The following is a 15,251-nucleotide window of genomic DNA, read 5'->3' on the forward strand; positions in this document are numbered from 1 at the left end:
GGGGTCATAAAGATCACCCAAAAAGCCAGCATGCGACCGGGAAAACGAAAGTACACCACCGCATAGGCCGATAAAATAGAAATGACCAGCTTACCCAGTGAAATTCCCATCGCCATTAAAAAAGAATTCCACAGCATGCCTGCGACCGAGAYCTTCAGTTCGCGCGAGGTGCCTTCTGTGAGGACCTCTTGAAACACCGACAAACCTTTATCCCCAAACCACAGCGGCGTCATGCCACTCACAAACGCACTGCTATCGTGCGTAGCGGCAGTAAGTGCAAGCCATACTGGCAAGGCCACTGACGCAACACCCAGCATCAATACCAAGTGCGAGAAAAAAGTTAACCAAGGGCGACGTTCAACCATCAGTAAGCCACCTTCTTTTCAACATATTTAAATTGGATAACGGTCAGCGCACCGACCAATAGCATGAGCACCACAGATTGCGCCGCTGATGAGCCCAGATTGAGACCGACAAACCCATCGGCGTAGACTTTGTAAACCAAGGTGGTAGTGGACTGTCCCGGGCCACCTTGTGTCATGGCATGGATCACGCCAAAGGTTTCGAAAAAGGCATACACCAAATTGACCACCAGTAAGAAGAAAGAGGTGGGCGAGAGCAGCGGGAAGATAATGGTAAAAAACCGTTTACCCGGGCCGGCGCCATCAATGGCAGCCGCTTCAATCAAGGAGCGAGGAATAGACTGCAACCCTGCGAGGAAAAACAGAAAGTTATAGCTGATCTGCTTCCATGTTGCGGCAATGATCACCATGGTCATTGCGTCTCCCGAGTGGGTAAACGGGTTCCAGTCTAGCCCCAGCGCTTTCAGCGCATGTGCCAATACACCGACGGTCGGGTTAAACATAAAGAGCCACAGTACCCCAGCGACAGCTGGTGCGACGGCATAGGGCCATACTAATAATGTTTTGTAGCCTGTGGCGCCTTTAATCACACGGTCGGCCATGACTGCGAGGATAAGGGCAGAGATCAACGCGGTGCCTGCGACGGCAAAACTAAAAAACAGCGTGGTAAAAAAGGAGCCGTAGTAGCTTGAATCACCGAGCAGTTCGATAAAGTTTTCCACCCCGACAAATTCGGTGCTCAGGCCGAATGGATCCTCTAATAAGGTTGATTGCCAAATGGCCTGTGCGGCGGGCCATAAAAAGAAGACAAACGTAATCAATAACTGAGGCGTGAGGAGCAGTATTGGAAACGCACAATGGTTAAATGTGGGTTTATTGGACATAGGCTTTCTCAATAACAGGAGCGGGCCTAAGGCACCGCTCCTTCATACAACAACTAACTTATTTGTTCGCTTTCGCGAATTTAGACAGCAGACCATTGGCACGCTCAACCGCTTCGTCGAGCGCTTCTTGTGCCGATTTGTCGCCAGACCAAACCGTTTCAAGCTCTTCGTTGATCACATCGCGGATCTGCACGAAGTTGCCCAAGCGAATCCCTTTTGATGCCGGTGTTGGCTCTACTTCTGTCATTTGCTTGATAGCAATGTCAGTCCCTGGGTTCTGCGCATAGAAGCCTTGTTTCTTACTCAGCTCGTACGCTGCATGGGTGATGGGTAAGTAGCCAGTGAACTGGTGCCAATCAGCTTGGATGTCAGGTTTAGAGAGGAAAGAGAAGAACTGGGTGACGCCTTTGTATTCTTCAGACTCGTGGCCTTGCAGAACCCACAGGGTGGCGCCACCGATAATGGTATTTCGTGGCTGCTCGACTGCTTTGTTCCAGTACGGCAGTTTTGCAACGCCAAACTCGAAGTCCTTGACGCTTTCTTTCACACCGGCATAAGAGGCCGATGAATTCATGTACATGGCACACTCACCGCTGTAAAACAGTGGTGCACTGTCAGAGCGGCGGCCACCGTATTCGAAAATGCCAGCTTGCTGCCAATCGGCCATCTTCTGAATGTGATCGACAAAAGGTGCTTTGTTGATCAACATTTTGTTGTCGATACCGGCAAAGCCATTGTCATTGGTCGCAATGGGGGCGTTGTGACGGGCGCCAAGGTTTTCAATTTGTACCCACGATTGCCAACCTGTGGTAAAGCCACATTTCGCGCCGTTCGCGAGGAGCTTTTTCGATGCGGTTTCAACGTCTTCCCAGGTTTTAGGAGGCTGAACACCGGCTTGTTTGAACAAGTCTTTGTTGTAATACAGGACGGGCGTTGAGCTATTGAATGGCATTGACAGCATGTTGCCGTCTTCATCCGAATAATAGCCGGTGACAGACGAGAGATAATCAGATTGATCGAAGGGCTCGTTGGCATCTTTCATCAGCTTGTACACCGGATAGACGGCGCCTTTTGCTGACATCATGGTCGCGGTGCCAACTTCAAACACCTGCACAATATGAGGTTGTTTGTTGGCGCGGAACGCAGAGACGGCGCCGGTCATGGTTTCGGTATAGTTGCCTTTGTATACCGGTTTAACAATATAGTCATCCTGACTGGCATTGAACTTTTCAGCGATTTCATTCACTTTTTCGCCTAAGTTCCCGCCCATCGCGTGCCACCATTCAATTTCGGTTGCTGCGTTGGCAGAAAAAGAGGCCAACAGAAGGGCCGAAGAGATCGCGGTTAAGCGTTGGGTTTTCATGCATAACTCCTTTTGAGTGGGTGTGAACATGACGCAACTTAATGAACAAAAATGAACATAATATGAACGGATACGAAAAGGGAGATGACGATTTGATGACTTTTGACTGGGGTCGCACTTAAGGTTAAATCTCTGTTAACGAGCGCAGACTTTGTGCATGAAAATGCTGAAATATCTGACACCTGTAAGTAACAAAACTGTAAGCTAATTCGGCGACAATGCGTCTAAGGATCGCCAAATTGGCGCTGCCATCACTGACTAAAGAGAAATGTTCAAATGAAAATTAGCCCCAAACAACTCTGTGGCCACCGAGGTGTCGCCGCGGATGCTCCTGAAAATACCTTGGCTTCGATTCGCCAAGTGCGCTTATGGGGAATGAAATGGGTTGAAATCGATGTCCAACTGACACAAGACGGGGTACCCGTTGTGTTTCATGATGACACACTGAGTCGTTGCACCAATGGTGTGGGTCGGCTAGGGGAAACACCTTATGCCCAGCTTGCGCAGCTCGATGCTGGCGGATATTTTGATACGCAATATCAAGGCGAGCGCGTTCCCACCTTGGCCGCCGTGCTAGCCCAAGTGGCTGCCGATGAATTGCACATCAATATCGAAATAAAAACCTACCCTGAAACGGATATTCCACGTTTGTGTGATGCAGTTGCCGCCACACTGAGTGAAACCGAATTCCCACTCGAGCGGGTACTGCTTTCTTCATTCTCTCTCGAGGCGCTTGCCTACTGTCAAACGACGATGCCGAGCGTGGCAAGAGCGATTTTATGGGATGTGGTGCCCGAAGACTGGCAACGTTATCAAGATCTCGCAACCTACAGTATCCATTGTCACTATCGCGGCATAACAGAGGTACAAGCCAAAGCGATTAAAGCGAGCGGTTTAAAGATTAAATGTTACACCCCTAATCACCCTGAAGAGGTTGCGCACCTTTGGGAATGGGGGGTCGATATGATGATCACCGACGCGCCATCTAACTATTTAGGTTCTGAGCCAACGGAATGAGCGAATCTAGGAGAGGAATACGTTGACAGACGTGGCTGATTTAAATCGACGTCAGCAGGCGATTATGCGCCAGCTCAATGAGGTAGAACACTTAGAAACGGATACCTTGGCGGTCCAATTTTCGGTGACTACCCAAACTATCCGTCGCGATATCAATCAACTGTGTGCACTCGGGTTAGCGCGACGCCATCATGGCGGGATCAGTGTGCCGGCAGCGTTGGCCAATACCGATTATCAGCGACGCTTACAAAGTCACTCACGCGAAAAAGAAGCGATTGCTCAGGCGGTTGCTGCGCGTATCCCTGATGGTGTCACCGTGATGCTAGGTATCGGTACTACGGCGTCGGCGATTGCGGATCAATTGCTTTCTCGCAAAGATCTACGGGTGGTGACTAATAACCTTAAGGTGGCGCATCGTTTGGGGGCGAATCCGCATATTGATGTATGGTTAGCGGGGGGAAAACTACGCGCCAATGATCAAGATATGGTTGGCCATTCGGTGATCCAATTTTTGTCTCGTTTTCAGCCTGATATTGCCATTATTGGTTGTGCGGCTGTCAGTGAACAAGGGTGGGCGTGCGAGTTTACTCCCGATGAAGCGGCGGTGAGCGAAACGATTTTAGCCAATGCAACCGCGCGATGGCTGGTGGCGGACCGCTCAAAATGGCAACGCCAAGCGCCGGTTCGTGTGACATCGCTTGCGACGTTTGATTGTGTCTTTACCAATTACACCGGATTAGATGCCACCATTCCCCGCGTACTGTGTCAGCATGATGGGCCAACGGATGAGGCCTAATCTGTTGAATTAGGCCTGTGCAGATAAAATGGCGCGATAGAGGGCTTGGGTCGCCTCCTCGGGTGTTTGCTTAGGGTTATAAAAGAATTCATTAATCACATCAAAAATCGCGCTTTGGACGTAACGGGTGGTCGATAATCCATGCGACATACTTGGGCTAAGCGTGTTGTGCTGCTCGGCATAGAGAAAGGCCTGACGCGATTTTTCGGCACAGGTGTCCCCGTTCGGGAGTGGGATATCAAAGCGAATAGGCAGTGAGCCTTTGTAGCGATTGAAATCGCGTTGAAACTGGGATGTTAGCAAGTATTCGGCCATATCCGTTTGGCTTTGTCGCTCTTCGGTATTGTTTGGCTTAAAAAAGACAAAGCTATCTATGTTATAGCTAAACGCTWGCTCTGTACCGGGGACCGCGACACAGGTAAAGTTTTTTCCCTCTTGCTGATCCGCAGCAAGAAATTCACCTTTCGCCCAATCGCCCATCACTTGCATGCCCGCTTGGTTATCGATCAATAGTCGTGTGGTATCACTCCAATTCCGGCCGAGATTGTCGGAGTCGGTGTAGGGGCGCATTTTGGCTAATAGAGAAAATGATTTTGTGACGCCGTCACTTAATAGCGCCTCGCGATCAAAGTCGAGAAAGGCTTGCTGATAATGTTCAGGCCCCATTACGGATAAGGCGAGTGTGTCAAACAAGGTCGCCACCTGCCAAGGTTCTCCGCCTAATGCCAGTGGGATATAGCCAGCCTGCTGTAGCTTGTCAGCAGCGATAAAAAAGCTCTCAAAATCATGGGGAATGGCAGCCCCTGCTTCCTCAAAGGCACGCAGATTGATCCAAAGCCAGTTCACGCGGTGAATATTAATCGGGGCCGCGACATAATCCCCTTGGTATTGCATCACGTCACGAAGTGGGGCAGGGATTTTGTCTTCCCAGTGTTCTGCTTCCGCAATGTCATTGAGGTTGCGTAAAAAGCCTAAACGCGCCCATTCGGTAATCTCTGGTCCTTTAATCTGTGCGGCGAGAGGAGGATTACCACTGATTGCGCGGATCCTTAAGGTATTCATCGCGCTGATCCCCGCTTGTCCGCCGACCGCAAAATCACGCCATTGATGACCGCGTTGCTCGATCCCCGCGCGTAAAACGGAGGCCGCTTTGGCTTCTCCCGCCGACGTCCACCAATGGAGGACTTCCACCTCACTGGCATGGGCGGCAGGCGTCACATACAGCAGTGTCGATTGAATGACGCTGGCGCACAGTGCTTTGAGAGTCAATCGCATTATTCTTCTACCCGTGGAAAACTAATATCGACTTGCAGGCCACCTTCATTGCGGTTGCTGAGTACCATGTCACCGCCATGGGCATGAATAATATCACGCGCAATGCCAAGCCCTAACCCTGAGCCCTCGTTATCGGTATGAAGGCGCACGTAGGGGTCAAAGACTGAGTCGAGCTCTTCTTCTGGGATCCCTGGCCCTTGGTCTATTAGAGTGATATCCAGCGTGTGTTCGGCATCCATCACATAGATGGTGACTTGTTCGCCGTATTTAACGCCGTTATCAATCAAATTAGATAGGCAGCGTTTAAACGCTAGAGGTTTACAGGTAAAGCCTTTCACCGCCTCACATTCGATGGTGACACGCACCCGATCTTGATTGTGGGGCTCGGCGATCACCGCCAAGAAATCAATCACATCAATCTCGGCCATGTTTTCGTGAATGTCGGTATCACGCACGGTTTGAACGGCACCTTTTACCATGATTTCGAGCTCATCCAAGTCTTTGTTCATTTTGGCGGCTTGGATATCATCATCAATCAATTCGGCCCGCAGACGTAATCGGGTTATCGGCGTTTTTAAATCATGTGACATCGAGCGAAATAGGGTTTCACGCTCTCGCAAATGCCGTTGTAATCGACGCTGCATACGGTTGAATGCGCGCGTCACAATCGCGATCTCTGCAGCGCCTTCTTCTTTGAGTGGTGGTTGTTCAATGTCTGTACTAAACAGGTTCGCCGCTTTCGCTAAGCGTTTGAGTGGCCGCGCTTGTTGACGAATTAAACTGTAAGTGAACAACAACAGTAACGCGGTGATCACCACAATAAAGACCACCTGATCCGCCGTGATCAACGTATCGTCTAAGGTGACATACGGCGCGGGGAGCAGGGCTGCGATGTAAATCCACTCATTGCTTTTGAGCTCCATTTGCACCACCAAAATAGGGGGATTAAGTGGCTCAAGGCTCAGAGTATGATGCGCCCATGATTTGGGTAGGTCGCGGAGTAATATGTCGTTGTTTAAGACGCGCAGCGTCTCGGGGCGGGAAAATTCCACGTCAATGGTGCTCAGCGCGGGCAGTTGCGCCTCTAGCACTTGCGAGACGGTATTGACCGCTACCTGTTTCGCTTGGGTCTCTTCTATAGGGGTGATGTTGATTTTTTCTTTGTTGAAAGAGACAAAAAAACGGGTTCCGCCCATATTGCGTAGTTGATTTAATGCGATATGGCGGTACGCGACGGGCAAGGACTGAAAAAAGGTGGTTGTCGACGCGAACATATTCGCCAAGCTGGCTGACGCGGACTCTAACCCCGCCAGCTGCGTGCGTTTGGATTGGGTGTACCAAATTGATGTCGCGATCACCTGTGCGAGCACGACGGACAATAGGGTAAGGAGCAGCGTACGCGAGAGGAGAGAGCGCGGCACGAGCCGTTGTAACCACTCATGATTCATATTGGATCTCAGCGACAAACATATAGCCCGCACCGCGGACGGTTTTGATTAGGTTTGCTTTACCATTATCACGCAGGCGCTGTCGTAGGCGACTCACTTGGACGTCTATGCCTCGTTCTTGTGGCTGAGCGTCGCGGCCTCGGGTGGCTTGGCTAATGGCGTTGCGATCTAACAATTGGTGGGGGTTATCTATAAACAACATCAGCAGCGCATAATCCGATGCCGAGAGTTCAATCTCCATGCCGGTGACCACTTGATGTAGCTGTTGTGTCGCCGGCTCCAAGCGCCATTGCCCAAACCGAATCGCTTTCGGCCGCGATAAGGTCGTTTCTTGCAATTGTTGGGTGCGGCGAAGCAAAGCACGAATACGAGCAATGAGCTGACGAGGACTAAAGGGTTTGGCAATATAATCATCTGCGCCCAGTTCTAGGCCAACGATTTGATCGGTTTCATCAGACACCGCGGTGAGCATAATGATTGGCACGCTGGAGTCTTTGCGAATGGCTTTACATAAGGTAAAGCCATCATCACCGGGAAGCATCACGTCAAGTAAGATAAGGTCCGGGTATTGGACCGCAAGCTTCGAGCGCATTTCATGACCATTTTGCGCGGTGGTCACTTCATATCCTGCTTTGGACAGATAGGCCTGCAAAAGCTCGCGAATTTCTACATCGTCATCAACCACTAAAATGCGTTTGGCTGCAGCCATAGCGCCGATACCCTTTTTTACCAACATCAATGAGCGCCATTATCGGTGGTTTGGGCCTGTGATGCTACTGACAATGACGCACTTTGCATAATTAATCAGCGACTTGATCAAGGTCAGACCACATCCTTTAGACAGAACGAACGAGAATGCAGGCAAACAAAGAATAAAATAGCCGAAATCGAAAAAGCCCTCCGAAGAGGGCTTTAGAAATCTTAGCGAGATGCTCGACAGGATTACTCGCTATCGCTGTGCATTGCTTTGTGAATACACAGTGCCGCGCCACCCCATGTGACCGCGAAACCTATGATCATCATTACAATTGCGCCTGTGGTCATGATTCTGTCTCCATATCGCGTGCGGGCGTTGTGGTTGAGTTCACGATGATGCCAACGACAACCATGGCAGCGACGAGCCCCCAACCTAGGGTGATGAGTTCGAACTGTGCATAGCCGCCGTATCCTTCATTAACCGTGTTGATCAAGTTTTTGGTGATGATCACGGCCAACATAATTGGGCTGACAAAGCGGATACACACTTCCATCCACTGGCCAACACTAAACTCAGACACGCGGTTAACGTATTGGCGAATATCGGAAAGTTTCACCAACCAGCCGACGACAATGAGTTCAATCAAACAGCTTGCTAGCAGCGCTACGTTGTTGACGAAGTAGTCCACCAAATCGAGAAGCAACAGGCCGCCATTGGTTGCAAAGGCCATCGAAACCACGAAGCCAACGCCGCAGACGGCTGTCGCTGCCTTTTCACGTGCAAGGTTCAGCTTATCCATGATCGATGCAGTCACTGCTTCGATAATCGAAATGTGTGAGCTCAGCCCAGCAACGACGAGCGCCAGGAAGAACAATGGCCCGAGGATATAGGGGATCGGCAGTAAATTGATCGCCGCTGGTAGCGTGACAAAGGCAAGCCCTACACCACCACTGACGACATCGGTAATGCCTTTACTTTGCTCTGCTGCCATGTAGCCCAAAATGGAGAAGATCAATACCCCTGCCACAATGGAGAAGCCGCAGTTGATCAGCACTGTCATCAAGGCGTTGTTGTTTACGTCCGATTTTTCAGGCAGGTAGCTGGAGTAGGCCAGCATGATGGCAAACCCAACGGACAAGGTGAAGAAAATCTGTCCGTAGGCGGCCGACCAGACTTTTGCATCCAACAACTTGCTAAAGTCAGGCGCAAATAAGTAGTTCAAGCCATCAAGGGCACCTGGCAGCATCACCACGCGGCCAATCAGCAAGATCACCATGATAAATAGCAGCGGCATCATAATCTTGCTGGCTTTTTCAATCCCACCTTTGACACCACGATAGACAGCTGCATAAGTGATTGCCCACGCGATGATCATCGGAATTGCAATATGCCATTGCCAATCGCCTAAGTTGGTGGGTGAATTTTCTCCTAGCTTCAAATAGTCAGAGAAAAAGAACGCGTTGGTATCTGTGCCCCAATCTTGGCCAAACGAGAAGCCAAAATAAGAGATGGCCCAACCAATAACGGCAACATAGTAAATACCGATGGTTGCGGCGATCAGAACTTGGAACCAGCCTAACCATTCAAACTTGGTATTGAGTTTAGAAAAGACCACAGGCGACGAGCCGCGGAGTTTTTTGCCTAACCCAAACTCCATGATCATAAAGGGGATACCGGCGGTGAGCATGGCGAAAAGGTATGGAATAAAAAAGGCGCCGCCACCGTTTTCGTAGGCCATATAAGGGAATCGCCAAATGTTCCCTAAGCCAATCGCTGACCCGACAGCGGCTAAAATAAAGCCAGCGCGCGAGCCCCATTGTTCTCGTTTCATATCTACTCCTTTGCGAATCGCTACCATCTTTCACCATATAGGTATCGCAGTGTTGTGAGGCTGCAGATCGTTTTATGGCTTATATGAAAGAAATAGCACATTCCCACAATTATAAGTTTTAACTTCCTGTTGCCCGTATGTTGAAATTTTTATCCAGGACGGGCATTGATGGCAGATTAAGCACTGGTCAGGCCTAAATCAATAGCCGCAAAACCAAGCAGTTAGCACAAAAATTTTTGTTAACTTGGTGTAAACAGTTATAAGTGGTGTTTCATGCTGGGCTTTTATTTTTTAGGTAGACGATTGAGCTATCAAAATTATCAATAGAGGCGAATGATCGTTATTTTGATTTGCTGTCTGGGTGACGAAAAAAACAGCAAAATGCCCCCTTGAATTTAAGTTCACACAGGTATCTTTACTCGCGGATCGTCACGATGAGGATAGGGAAAACATGATGATCGCCTCAGATTCGCCATTTTATTCACGACATAATGGCGATGTTTTTTGTCTTTTAATCAGTAGTTTAGATTTGTAAGAACGCGCCCAGTCGACGTCGGTGCAGCTTTGACAGGAGAGGGTATATACTTGGATTAATAGGTATTGCACCTGATCCGCGGCGTCTTTGGGGTTAATTATTATGTCAACAAGGAGTATCAACATGGATAAAACACTTGCATACGCACTGACAACCGCTGTTTGCGCGCTGGGTATGATTTTCACTTTTGCTGCTGTCGCTGTGTTGTCTTAATTATCATCGGTTCGCTGTTAACGAGAATGGACACTGGCGCCCTAATTGTGAGTAGCGACGTTGCGCGGTAAGCGTTACCATGCATAGCGGCGAGCGCGCTGGAAGTGATCGAATACACTGAAGGCGATACGCTAATCAAAAGCTGTACGCTAATAAATAGCTATGCTCGCATAAAGCGTTATGCACGATGAATAAGGGGCGAAAGTGTTAAGAAGTAAGCAAGCTTTGACAGACAACTCTCCCGGTACGGCAATGCCAATTGCACCGCGCCATTTTACCCGGCCACAGCGTATTGCGCTGGTACTGCAGGGAGGCGGGCAACGCGGGATTTTTACCGCAGGCGTGCTTGATGCATTTCTTAGTGCCCGCTTTGATCCGTTTCAACTTTATTTGGGCACGTCTGCCGGCGCACTCAACTTGACGGCATATGTATGCCAGCAGCACCGTTATGGGCATCGGTTTATCACTGAGGTCACCACGCAAGAGCGCTTTTTCCACCTAATGAAGTATGTGCGTCGCCAACACCATATGGATTTAGATTGGGCGCTTAGTACGGCATTGCCGGGTCATGAGGCTGCGCTGGACATTGAAACAGCGAAGCGACACTTGAACGGAAGAGGGGCCTACGCGTGCGTGACTGAGGTTGATACCCTGAAACCGGCCTTTTTCTCGATTACCGATGACACTTGGCCAGATGCACTCAAAGCAACCTGTGCCATCCCTTTGCTTTATCCGCACCCGGTTTGCATTAATGGTAAGCGCTATGTTGACGGTGGCGTGAGTGCCGCTGTTCCAGCGAAAGAAGCCTTCGCTCGTGGGGCGGATATTATTGTGGTGATTCGCACCGAGCCGACGTTGGAGCAAGACAAAGGCGGCCCAGAAGATCAAAGCCACTTTTTGGATACATTACGGACCAAGTTTGAAGCCAAAAAGCCGCAGTTTAAGCTCTCTGACTATCTCTCTAATTTTGAATTTAAGTACCGTCTAACCCGGTTTGAGACCTTTCAGAAGGAGTTGAACAAGCAGTTGGCCGAACTCTCCGAGCGCTACAAGTCTAGCCGTGAGCAATGGGTGAGCCGTGTTCGCGATGGAATGAGAGAAAAAGCGATGCAAAACGGTGGACGCTGGCTCTTTGGCGGCGACACGATTTACCGGTTGCAGTCGTTATCGGGTAAACCGCTGAGCAGCGAGATGCTCAAAATGCTCACTACGCACTATCAAAGCTATCAAAACGAATTGCAGTTTTTAGCCGAGCCACCACCTCGTGCACAGGTGTTACAAATTGCGCCGAGCGCACCGCTACAAAGCAGTGCATTATTGAGCAAGCCTGAGCAACTCGATGCGGACTATCAACTGGGCTTATCGCTTGGCAATCAGTTTATGGCGCAATACGGCGATGCTCTCAATACCATATCAACCGTTAAAAGTGAGGCTTTTGAGCCCACCTCAGTAGCGTTACCACACCAAGGATAGGTGATGACGGAGTTTGAAAAAATGCAGCGGGGGTTGCCGTATTCTCCAGCCGATGAGGAATTAACCTTATTTCGCTATGCTGCGCGCCGCTTATGCCAACAGTTTAATCGTATCGATCCTGAAGACGCCGATAACCTTGCGATAGTAACGACCAAGCTATTTGCAGGGATCGGATCCAATGTGGACATTGATGCGCCGTTTTTTTGTCACTACGGGATGAATATTGAAATCGGCGATAACGTTAGTATTGGACCTAATTGCACCATGCTTGATGGGGCCCATGTTCGGATCGGGCATAATGTCAGCATCGGTCCCAATGTAGGTATCTATACCACGCGCCATCGCGTACTGCCGCTCGACATTGCTCGTGGAGAGTGTGAAACCTCACAAAGCGTGATTGTTGGCAATAACGTCATTATCGAGGGCAACACTGTGATCAAAGCAGGCGTTGCGATTGGTGAGGGTGTGGTGATTGAGGCGGGATCAGTGGTGGATACAGATATCGAACCTTTTTCCATTGTGGCAGGTAATCCAGCCGAGGTTGTCCGGCGTTTACAATAGAGATAGCCATTACTTGGGTGGAAAATGTTATAATATAACATTTTCTAATTGGCATCCTGGTAACGCTGTAGTAATGTTAACGCCCTGATTCGGGTGTCAGTAGTAAGAGACAAATTCTAATGGTAAAAGTAAGGGCTCGGGTGCCTCTGAACGTTGGAGTAGGGAGCCACATCCCTGCCGAAATTCTATCTTTTGAAGGACTAGCGTCTGGACAGGAGCACGTTGCGCTTATTTTTAAACAAGCGGACGTGACCGATCCAACTCCCCTAGTGCGAATGCATTCTGAGTGCCTAACGGGCGATGTATTCCATTCATCACGGTGTGATTGTGGTGAGCAGCTCGAAGAAACGATCCAAAAGATGGGGGAAGATGGCGGGATTATCCTCTATCTTCGTCAAGAAGGGCGTGGAATTGGCCTGTACAATAAGCTTGATGCTTATGAGTTACAAAGCCAAGGCATGACCACTTACGAAGCCAATAACCATCTTGGCTTTGCAGACGATTTACGTGACTTTACTGAAGCCGCACAAATGCTAAAAGCCTTGGACATTCATCGCATTCGGTTAGTGACCAACAACCCGAAAAAGATCGAAGAACTCCAAGCTGCCGGTATTGATCTCAAAGAAGTGATTGGCACCAAAGCGCACCTCAAAGAAGGCAATCGCAATTATTTAAAAGCCAAAATTGAGCATGGCAAACATCGTTTGAATATCGAGCAAGATTAAGCGGTAGTGAGTTGTGCTTAGTCGCAAACTTTACGCAGGGGCAGTGACAGTCACTGCCCTTTTTCGATACAGTGCGGCGCGATATATAAGCTTTCACTCAAGGACGAGTCATGAAAACGCAATTTTGGCAGTATATTTTCCCACCTTTGCCACCCATTGCGATGTTACTCACCGTGGGTTTCGGTGTGTTGCTCAACCACTATTTTTCTTTTCCGTTCAGATTAGGTTCGCCATATTGGGCTGGGTTTCCGCTTGCTCTGGCCATCGGGCTGCTGGTGGCGGCGAAGTGGGCATTTCATCGTCATCACACCACCGTTGATCCAATCAAAGAGCCATCAGCCTTAGTCACAACCGGCATTTATGCCTATACGCGCAATCCGATGTATCTCGCTTTGGTACTGATCATCGTTAGTGCTGGATTCTACTTTAACTCTCTTTGGTGTTGGGGCTTGGTTCCCGCCTATATGACATATCTGTCGATGACCTTTATCTTCTCTGAAGAGCAGCGACTCGCTGCGCATTGGCCCGACGCTTTTGCTAAATATCGGGCACAAGTCAGACGCTGGATTTGAGATTAGAAAAACTAATCTCAATCATGATAAAGAATCGTGTTGCGGCGACTAAACGCCCATTGCTTTCCTCACTGCTCAGGCCTATTATCGCGCTGTCTTTTGTTGTGATGTTTTTCGTGTGCCTAGCGTAAAACTTTGCAACACCCACTTATCAAATCATTATTTCGCATAATTCATTTTTAGGAGTGTAGGAATGTCTTCGGCAATGCCTATGGGTAAGTTGTTGCTGCTCATTGTAATGCTGGCTGCGGTGGGTCAAATGACTCAAACCATGTATGTTCCATCGATTGCAGCGATGGCCGCAGATTTCTCGGTATCACCGGCGCTATTGCAGGCGGTGATGGCGTGCTACTTGATCCCGTACGGGTTGTCTCAGTTTATTTATGGCCCCATCTCTGACCGCATTGGGCGTAAGCCCGTTATTTTGGCCGGCCTTGCCATATTCTTGGTCGGGACAGGGATCACGCTGTTGGCGCATTCCTATTCGTGGTTTTTAGTGGGCAGTGTGGTGCAAGGCGCTGGGATTGGCTGTGGTGGCGCCATGGCGCGAACCTTGACCCGAGATTGTTTCTCTGGCGCGAAGTTGCACCGTGCCAACAGTTTGGTGAGTATGGGGCTTATTTTCTCACCATTAATGGCGCCTTTATTAGGAGGATACCTTACCGAGGTGTTGAACTGGCGGGCGAGTTACTTTTTCTTGCTGCTGCTAGCGATCGTGGTCTATGCAGTGATGGCGCTGCGTTTTACCGAAACGTTACCGCAAGAGGCACGTCAGCCTGGTAATTTTATCGGTCGTTACCGCCATGTCATGAGCTCGCGACGTTTTCGAGGTTACCTGCTGTGTTTGATTACGGTCTTCTCGGGCGTGTCGGTCTTTGAAGCGGCCGCTGGGGTGATTATGTCTGATGGATTACATTTATCACCGACGCTGATCAGTATCCTTTTTGTAGCGCCACTGCCTGCCTATTTAGTGGGCTCGGGCCTATCTAGTCGGTTTGCCGATACCATAGGCTACTACGCGACATTGACGCTGGGTAGCGTAATGGCATTAATGGGGGCAGGGATCCTTGTTGTATCAGGATTGATGGGCGAGGTTTCTGTGTATAGCTTGATTAGCGGCGGTTGTGTGTATTTTGCCGGTGCAGGCGTGTTATTCCCTGCGGCCAGTACGGGGGCACTGAGCCCATTTCCTTATCATGCGGGCACAGCGGGTGCTATCTTGGGGGGCGCTCAAAACCTGCTTGCAGGTCTTGTGACGCTAGCGGCCAGTCGATTAGGTGTCGCGAGTCAGCTTTCTCTGGGCTCAATGATGCTTGCTCTCGGCATACTGGCGAGCATTGGCTTGATGATGAGTTATCGTGCGGACCAACACGGGGACGATCCTACCTCGGCACCGGTCCACTAAGGATACAAATGCAAACGGCAGCATGGGCTGCCGTTTTTAACTTTTCATCCAGACCATAGCGGTCGAGAAAGGCGAGCTGTCACGTCAATCGTAG

General features: G+C 49.7%; 14 protein-coding genes and 1 pseudogene. 7 read left to right on the forward strand and 8 right to left on the reverse strand.

Annotated features, from left to right (window positions below):
• The 3 genes and pseudogenes from BZJ18_RS08335 to ugpB all read right to left on the reverse strand — a co-directional run.
• Nucleotides 1–365, reverse strand: a pseudogene (locus BZJ18_RS08335) (glycerol-3-phosphate transporter); the annotation flags it as partial.
• On the reverse strand, nucleotides 365–1,246 hold the full coding sequence (gene ugpA / locus BZJ18_RS08340) for a sn-glycerol-3-phosphate ABC transporter permease UgpA (protein ID WP_077456081.1): 882 nt from the start codon (nucleotides 1,244–1,246) through the stop codon (nucleotides 365–367). The gene ugpA and the pseudogene BZJ18_RS08335, both read right to left, overlap by 1 nt.
• A gap of 58 nt (nucleotides 1,247–1,304) precedes the next feature.
• On the reverse strand, nucleotides 1,305–2,609 hold the full coding sequence (gene ugpB / locus BZJ18_RS08345; protein WP_077456082.1) for a sn-glycerol-3-phosphate ABC transporter substrate-binding protein UgpB: 1,305 nt from the start codon (nucleotides 2,607–2,609) through the stop codon (nucleotides 1,305–1,307).
• 276 nt (nucleotides 2,610–2,885) lie between these two features.
• On the opposite strand from ugpB, the gene BZJ18_RS08350 reads away from it, so the two are divergent.
• Nucleotides 2,886–3,626 (forward strand): glycerophosphodiester phosphodiesterase family protein, encoded by a 741-nt coding sequence (locus BZJ18_RS08350; protein WP_077456083.1) that lies wholly within the window; start codon nucleotides 2,886–2,888, stop codon nucleotides 3,624–3,626.
• 31 nt (nucleotides 3,627–3,657) lie between these two features.
• Nucleotides 3,658–4,422, forward strand: coding sequence for a DeoR/GlpR family DNA-binding transcription regulator (locus BZJ18_RS08355; RefSeq protein WP_241824938.1), 765 nt, complete (start codon nucleotides 3,658–3,660; stop codon nucleotides 4,420–4,422).
• Nucleotides 4,423–4,431: 9 nt separating this feature from the next.
• Here BZJ18_RS08355 and BZJ18_RS08360 read toward each other — a convergent pair whose 3' ends face one another.
• From BZJ18_RS08360 to BZJ18_RS08375, 5 genes are all read right to left on the reverse strand, one after another.
• A complete protein-coding gene (locus BZJ18_RS08360; protein ID WP_077456084.1) occupies nucleotides 4,432–5,697 on the reverse strand; it encodes an ABC transporter substrate-binding protein in 1,266 nt (421 codons plus the stop codon).
• Nucleotides 5,697–7,145, reverse strand: coding sequence for an ATP-binding protein (locus BZJ18_RS08365; RefSeq protein WP_077456085.1), 1,449 nt, complete (start codon nucleotides 7,143–7,145; stop codon nucleotides 5,697–5,699). Before BZJ18_RS08365 ends, BZJ18_RS08360 begins: the two co-directional genes overlap by 1 nt.
• Nucleotides 7,135–7,854 carry a response regulator gene (locus BZJ18_RS08370; protein ID WP_069587752.1) on the reverse strand — a complete coding sequence of 240 codons (720 nt, stop codon included), beginning with the start codon at nucleotides 7,852–7,854 and terminating at the stop codon, nucleotides 7,135–7,137. The genes BZJ18_RS08365 and BZJ18_RS08370 overlap by 11 nt, the downstream gene beginning before the upstream one ends.
• A 233-nt stretch (nucleotides 7,855–8,087) precedes the next feature.
• Nucleotides 8,088–8,189: a MetS family NSS transporter small subunit gene (locus BZJ18_RS17080; RefSeq protein ID WP_096628241.1), complete on the reverse strand. Its 102-nt coding sequence runs from the start codon at nucleotides 8,187–8,189 to the stop codon at nucleotides 8,088–8,090.
• Complete coding sequence (locus BZJ18_RS08375; protein WP_069587598.1) at nucleotides 8,186–9,673, reverse strand: sodium-dependent transporter; 1,488 nt, start codon at nucleotides 9,671–9,673, stop codon at nucleotides 8,186–8,188. Before BZJ18_RS08375 ends, BZJ18_RS17080 begins: the two co-directional genes overlap by 4 nt.
• Nucleotides 9,674–10,646: 973 nt before the next feature.
• Here BZJ18_RS08375 and BZJ18_RS08380 point away from each other — a divergent pair.
• The 5 genes from BZJ18_RS08380 to emrD all read left to right on the forward strand — a co-directional run bounded on the left by BZJ18_RS08380 (nucleotide 10,647) and on the right by emrD (nucleotide 15,157).
• Nucleotides 10,647–11,894: a patatin-like phospholipase family protein gene (locus BZJ18_RS08380; RefSeq protein WP_241824937.1), complete on the forward strand. Its 1,248-nt coding sequence runs from the start codon at nucleotides 10,647–10,649 to the stop codon at nucleotides 11,892–11,894.
• 3 nt (nucleotides 11,895–11,897) lie between these two features.
• A complete protein-coding gene (locus BZJ18_RS08385; RefSeq protein ID WP_077456087.1) occupies nucleotides 11,898–12,455 on the forward strand; it encodes a sugar O-acetyltransferase in 558 nt (185 codons plus the stop codon).
• Between the two features lie 119 nt (nucleotides 12,456–12,574).
• The gene (locus BZJ18_RS08390; protein ID WP_077456088.1) at nucleotides 12,575–13,180 is read left to right on the forward strand and encodes a GTP cyclohydrolase II; all 606 of its coding nucleotides are present in this window, start codon (nucleotides 12,575–12,577) and stop codon (nucleotides 13,178–13,180) included.
• 110 nt (nucleotides 13,181–13,290) lie between these two features.
• Nucleotides 13,291–13,752, forward strand: a complete 462-nt coding sequence (locus BZJ18_RS08395) for a methyltransferase family protein (protein WP_077456089.1) — start codon at nucleotides 13,291–13,293, stop codon at nucleotides 13,750–13,752.
• Nucleotides 13,753–13,945: 193 nt separating this feature from the next.
• Nucleotides 13,946–15,157 carry a multidrug efflux MFS transporter EmrD gene (gene emrD / locus BZJ18_RS08400; protein ID WP_077456090.1) on the forward strand — a complete coding sequence of 404 codons (1,212 nt, stop codon included), beginning with the start codon at nucleotides 13,946–13,948 and terminating at the stop codon, nucleotides 15,155–15,157.
• The last annotated feature ends 94 nt before the right edge of the window (nucleotides 15,158–15,251 follow it).

The sequence above is a fragment of the Salinivibrio sp. IB872 genome (genome assembly GCF_001995345.1).
GTDB lineage: Bacteria > Pseudomonadota > Gammaproteobacteria > Enterobacterales > Vibrionaceae > Salinivibrio > Salinivibrio proteolyticus.

Excerpts from the sequence above, each read along its gene's own strand:
- ugpA (WP_077456081.1), bottom strand. The coding sequence starts at position 1,246 with ATGTCCAATAAACCCACATTTAACCATTGTGCGTTTCCAATACTGCTC.
- ugpB (WP_077456082.1), bottom strand. The coding sequence starts at position 2,609 with ATGAAAACCCAACGCTTAACCGCGATCTCTTCGGCCCTTCTGTTGGCC.
- BZJ18_RS08350 (WP_077456083.1), top strand. The coding sequence starts at position 2,886 with ATGAAAATTAGCCCCAAACAACTCTGTGGCCACCGAGGTGTCGCCGCG.
- BZJ18_RS08365 (WP_077456085.1), bottom strand. The coding sequence starts at position 7,145 with ATGAATCATGAGTGGTTACAACGGCTCGTGCCGCGCTCTCTCCTCTCG.
- BZJ18_RS08370 (WP_069587752.1), bottom strand. The coding sequence starts at position 7,854 with ATGGCTGCAGCCAAACGCATTTTAGTGGTTGATGACGATGTAGAAATT.
- BZJ18_RS17080 (WP_096628241.1), bottom strand. The coding sequence starts at position 8,189 with ATGACCACAGGCGCAATTGTAATGATGATCATAGGTTTCGCGGTCACA.
- BZJ18_RS08375 (WP_069587598.1), bottom strand. The coding sequence starts at position 9,673 with ATGAAACGAGAACAATGGGGCTCGCGCGCTGGCTTTATTTTAGCCGCT.
- BZJ18_RS08385 (WP_077456087.1), top strand. The coding sequence starts at position 11,898 with ATGACGGAGTTTGAAAAAATGCAGCGGGGGTTGCCGTATTCTCCAGCC.
- BZJ18_RS08390 (WP_077456088.1), top strand. The coding sequence starts at position 12,575 with ATGGTAAAAGTAAGGGCTCGGGTGCCTCTGAACGTTGGAGTAGGGAGC.
- BZJ18_RS08395 (WP_077456089.1), top strand. The coding sequence starts at position 13,291 with ATGAAAACGCAATTTTGGCAGTATATTTTCCCACCTTTGCCACCCATT.
- emrD (WP_077456090.1), top strand. The coding sequence starts at position 13,946 with ATGTCTTCGGCAATGCCTATGGGTAAGTTGTTGCTGCTCATTGTAATG.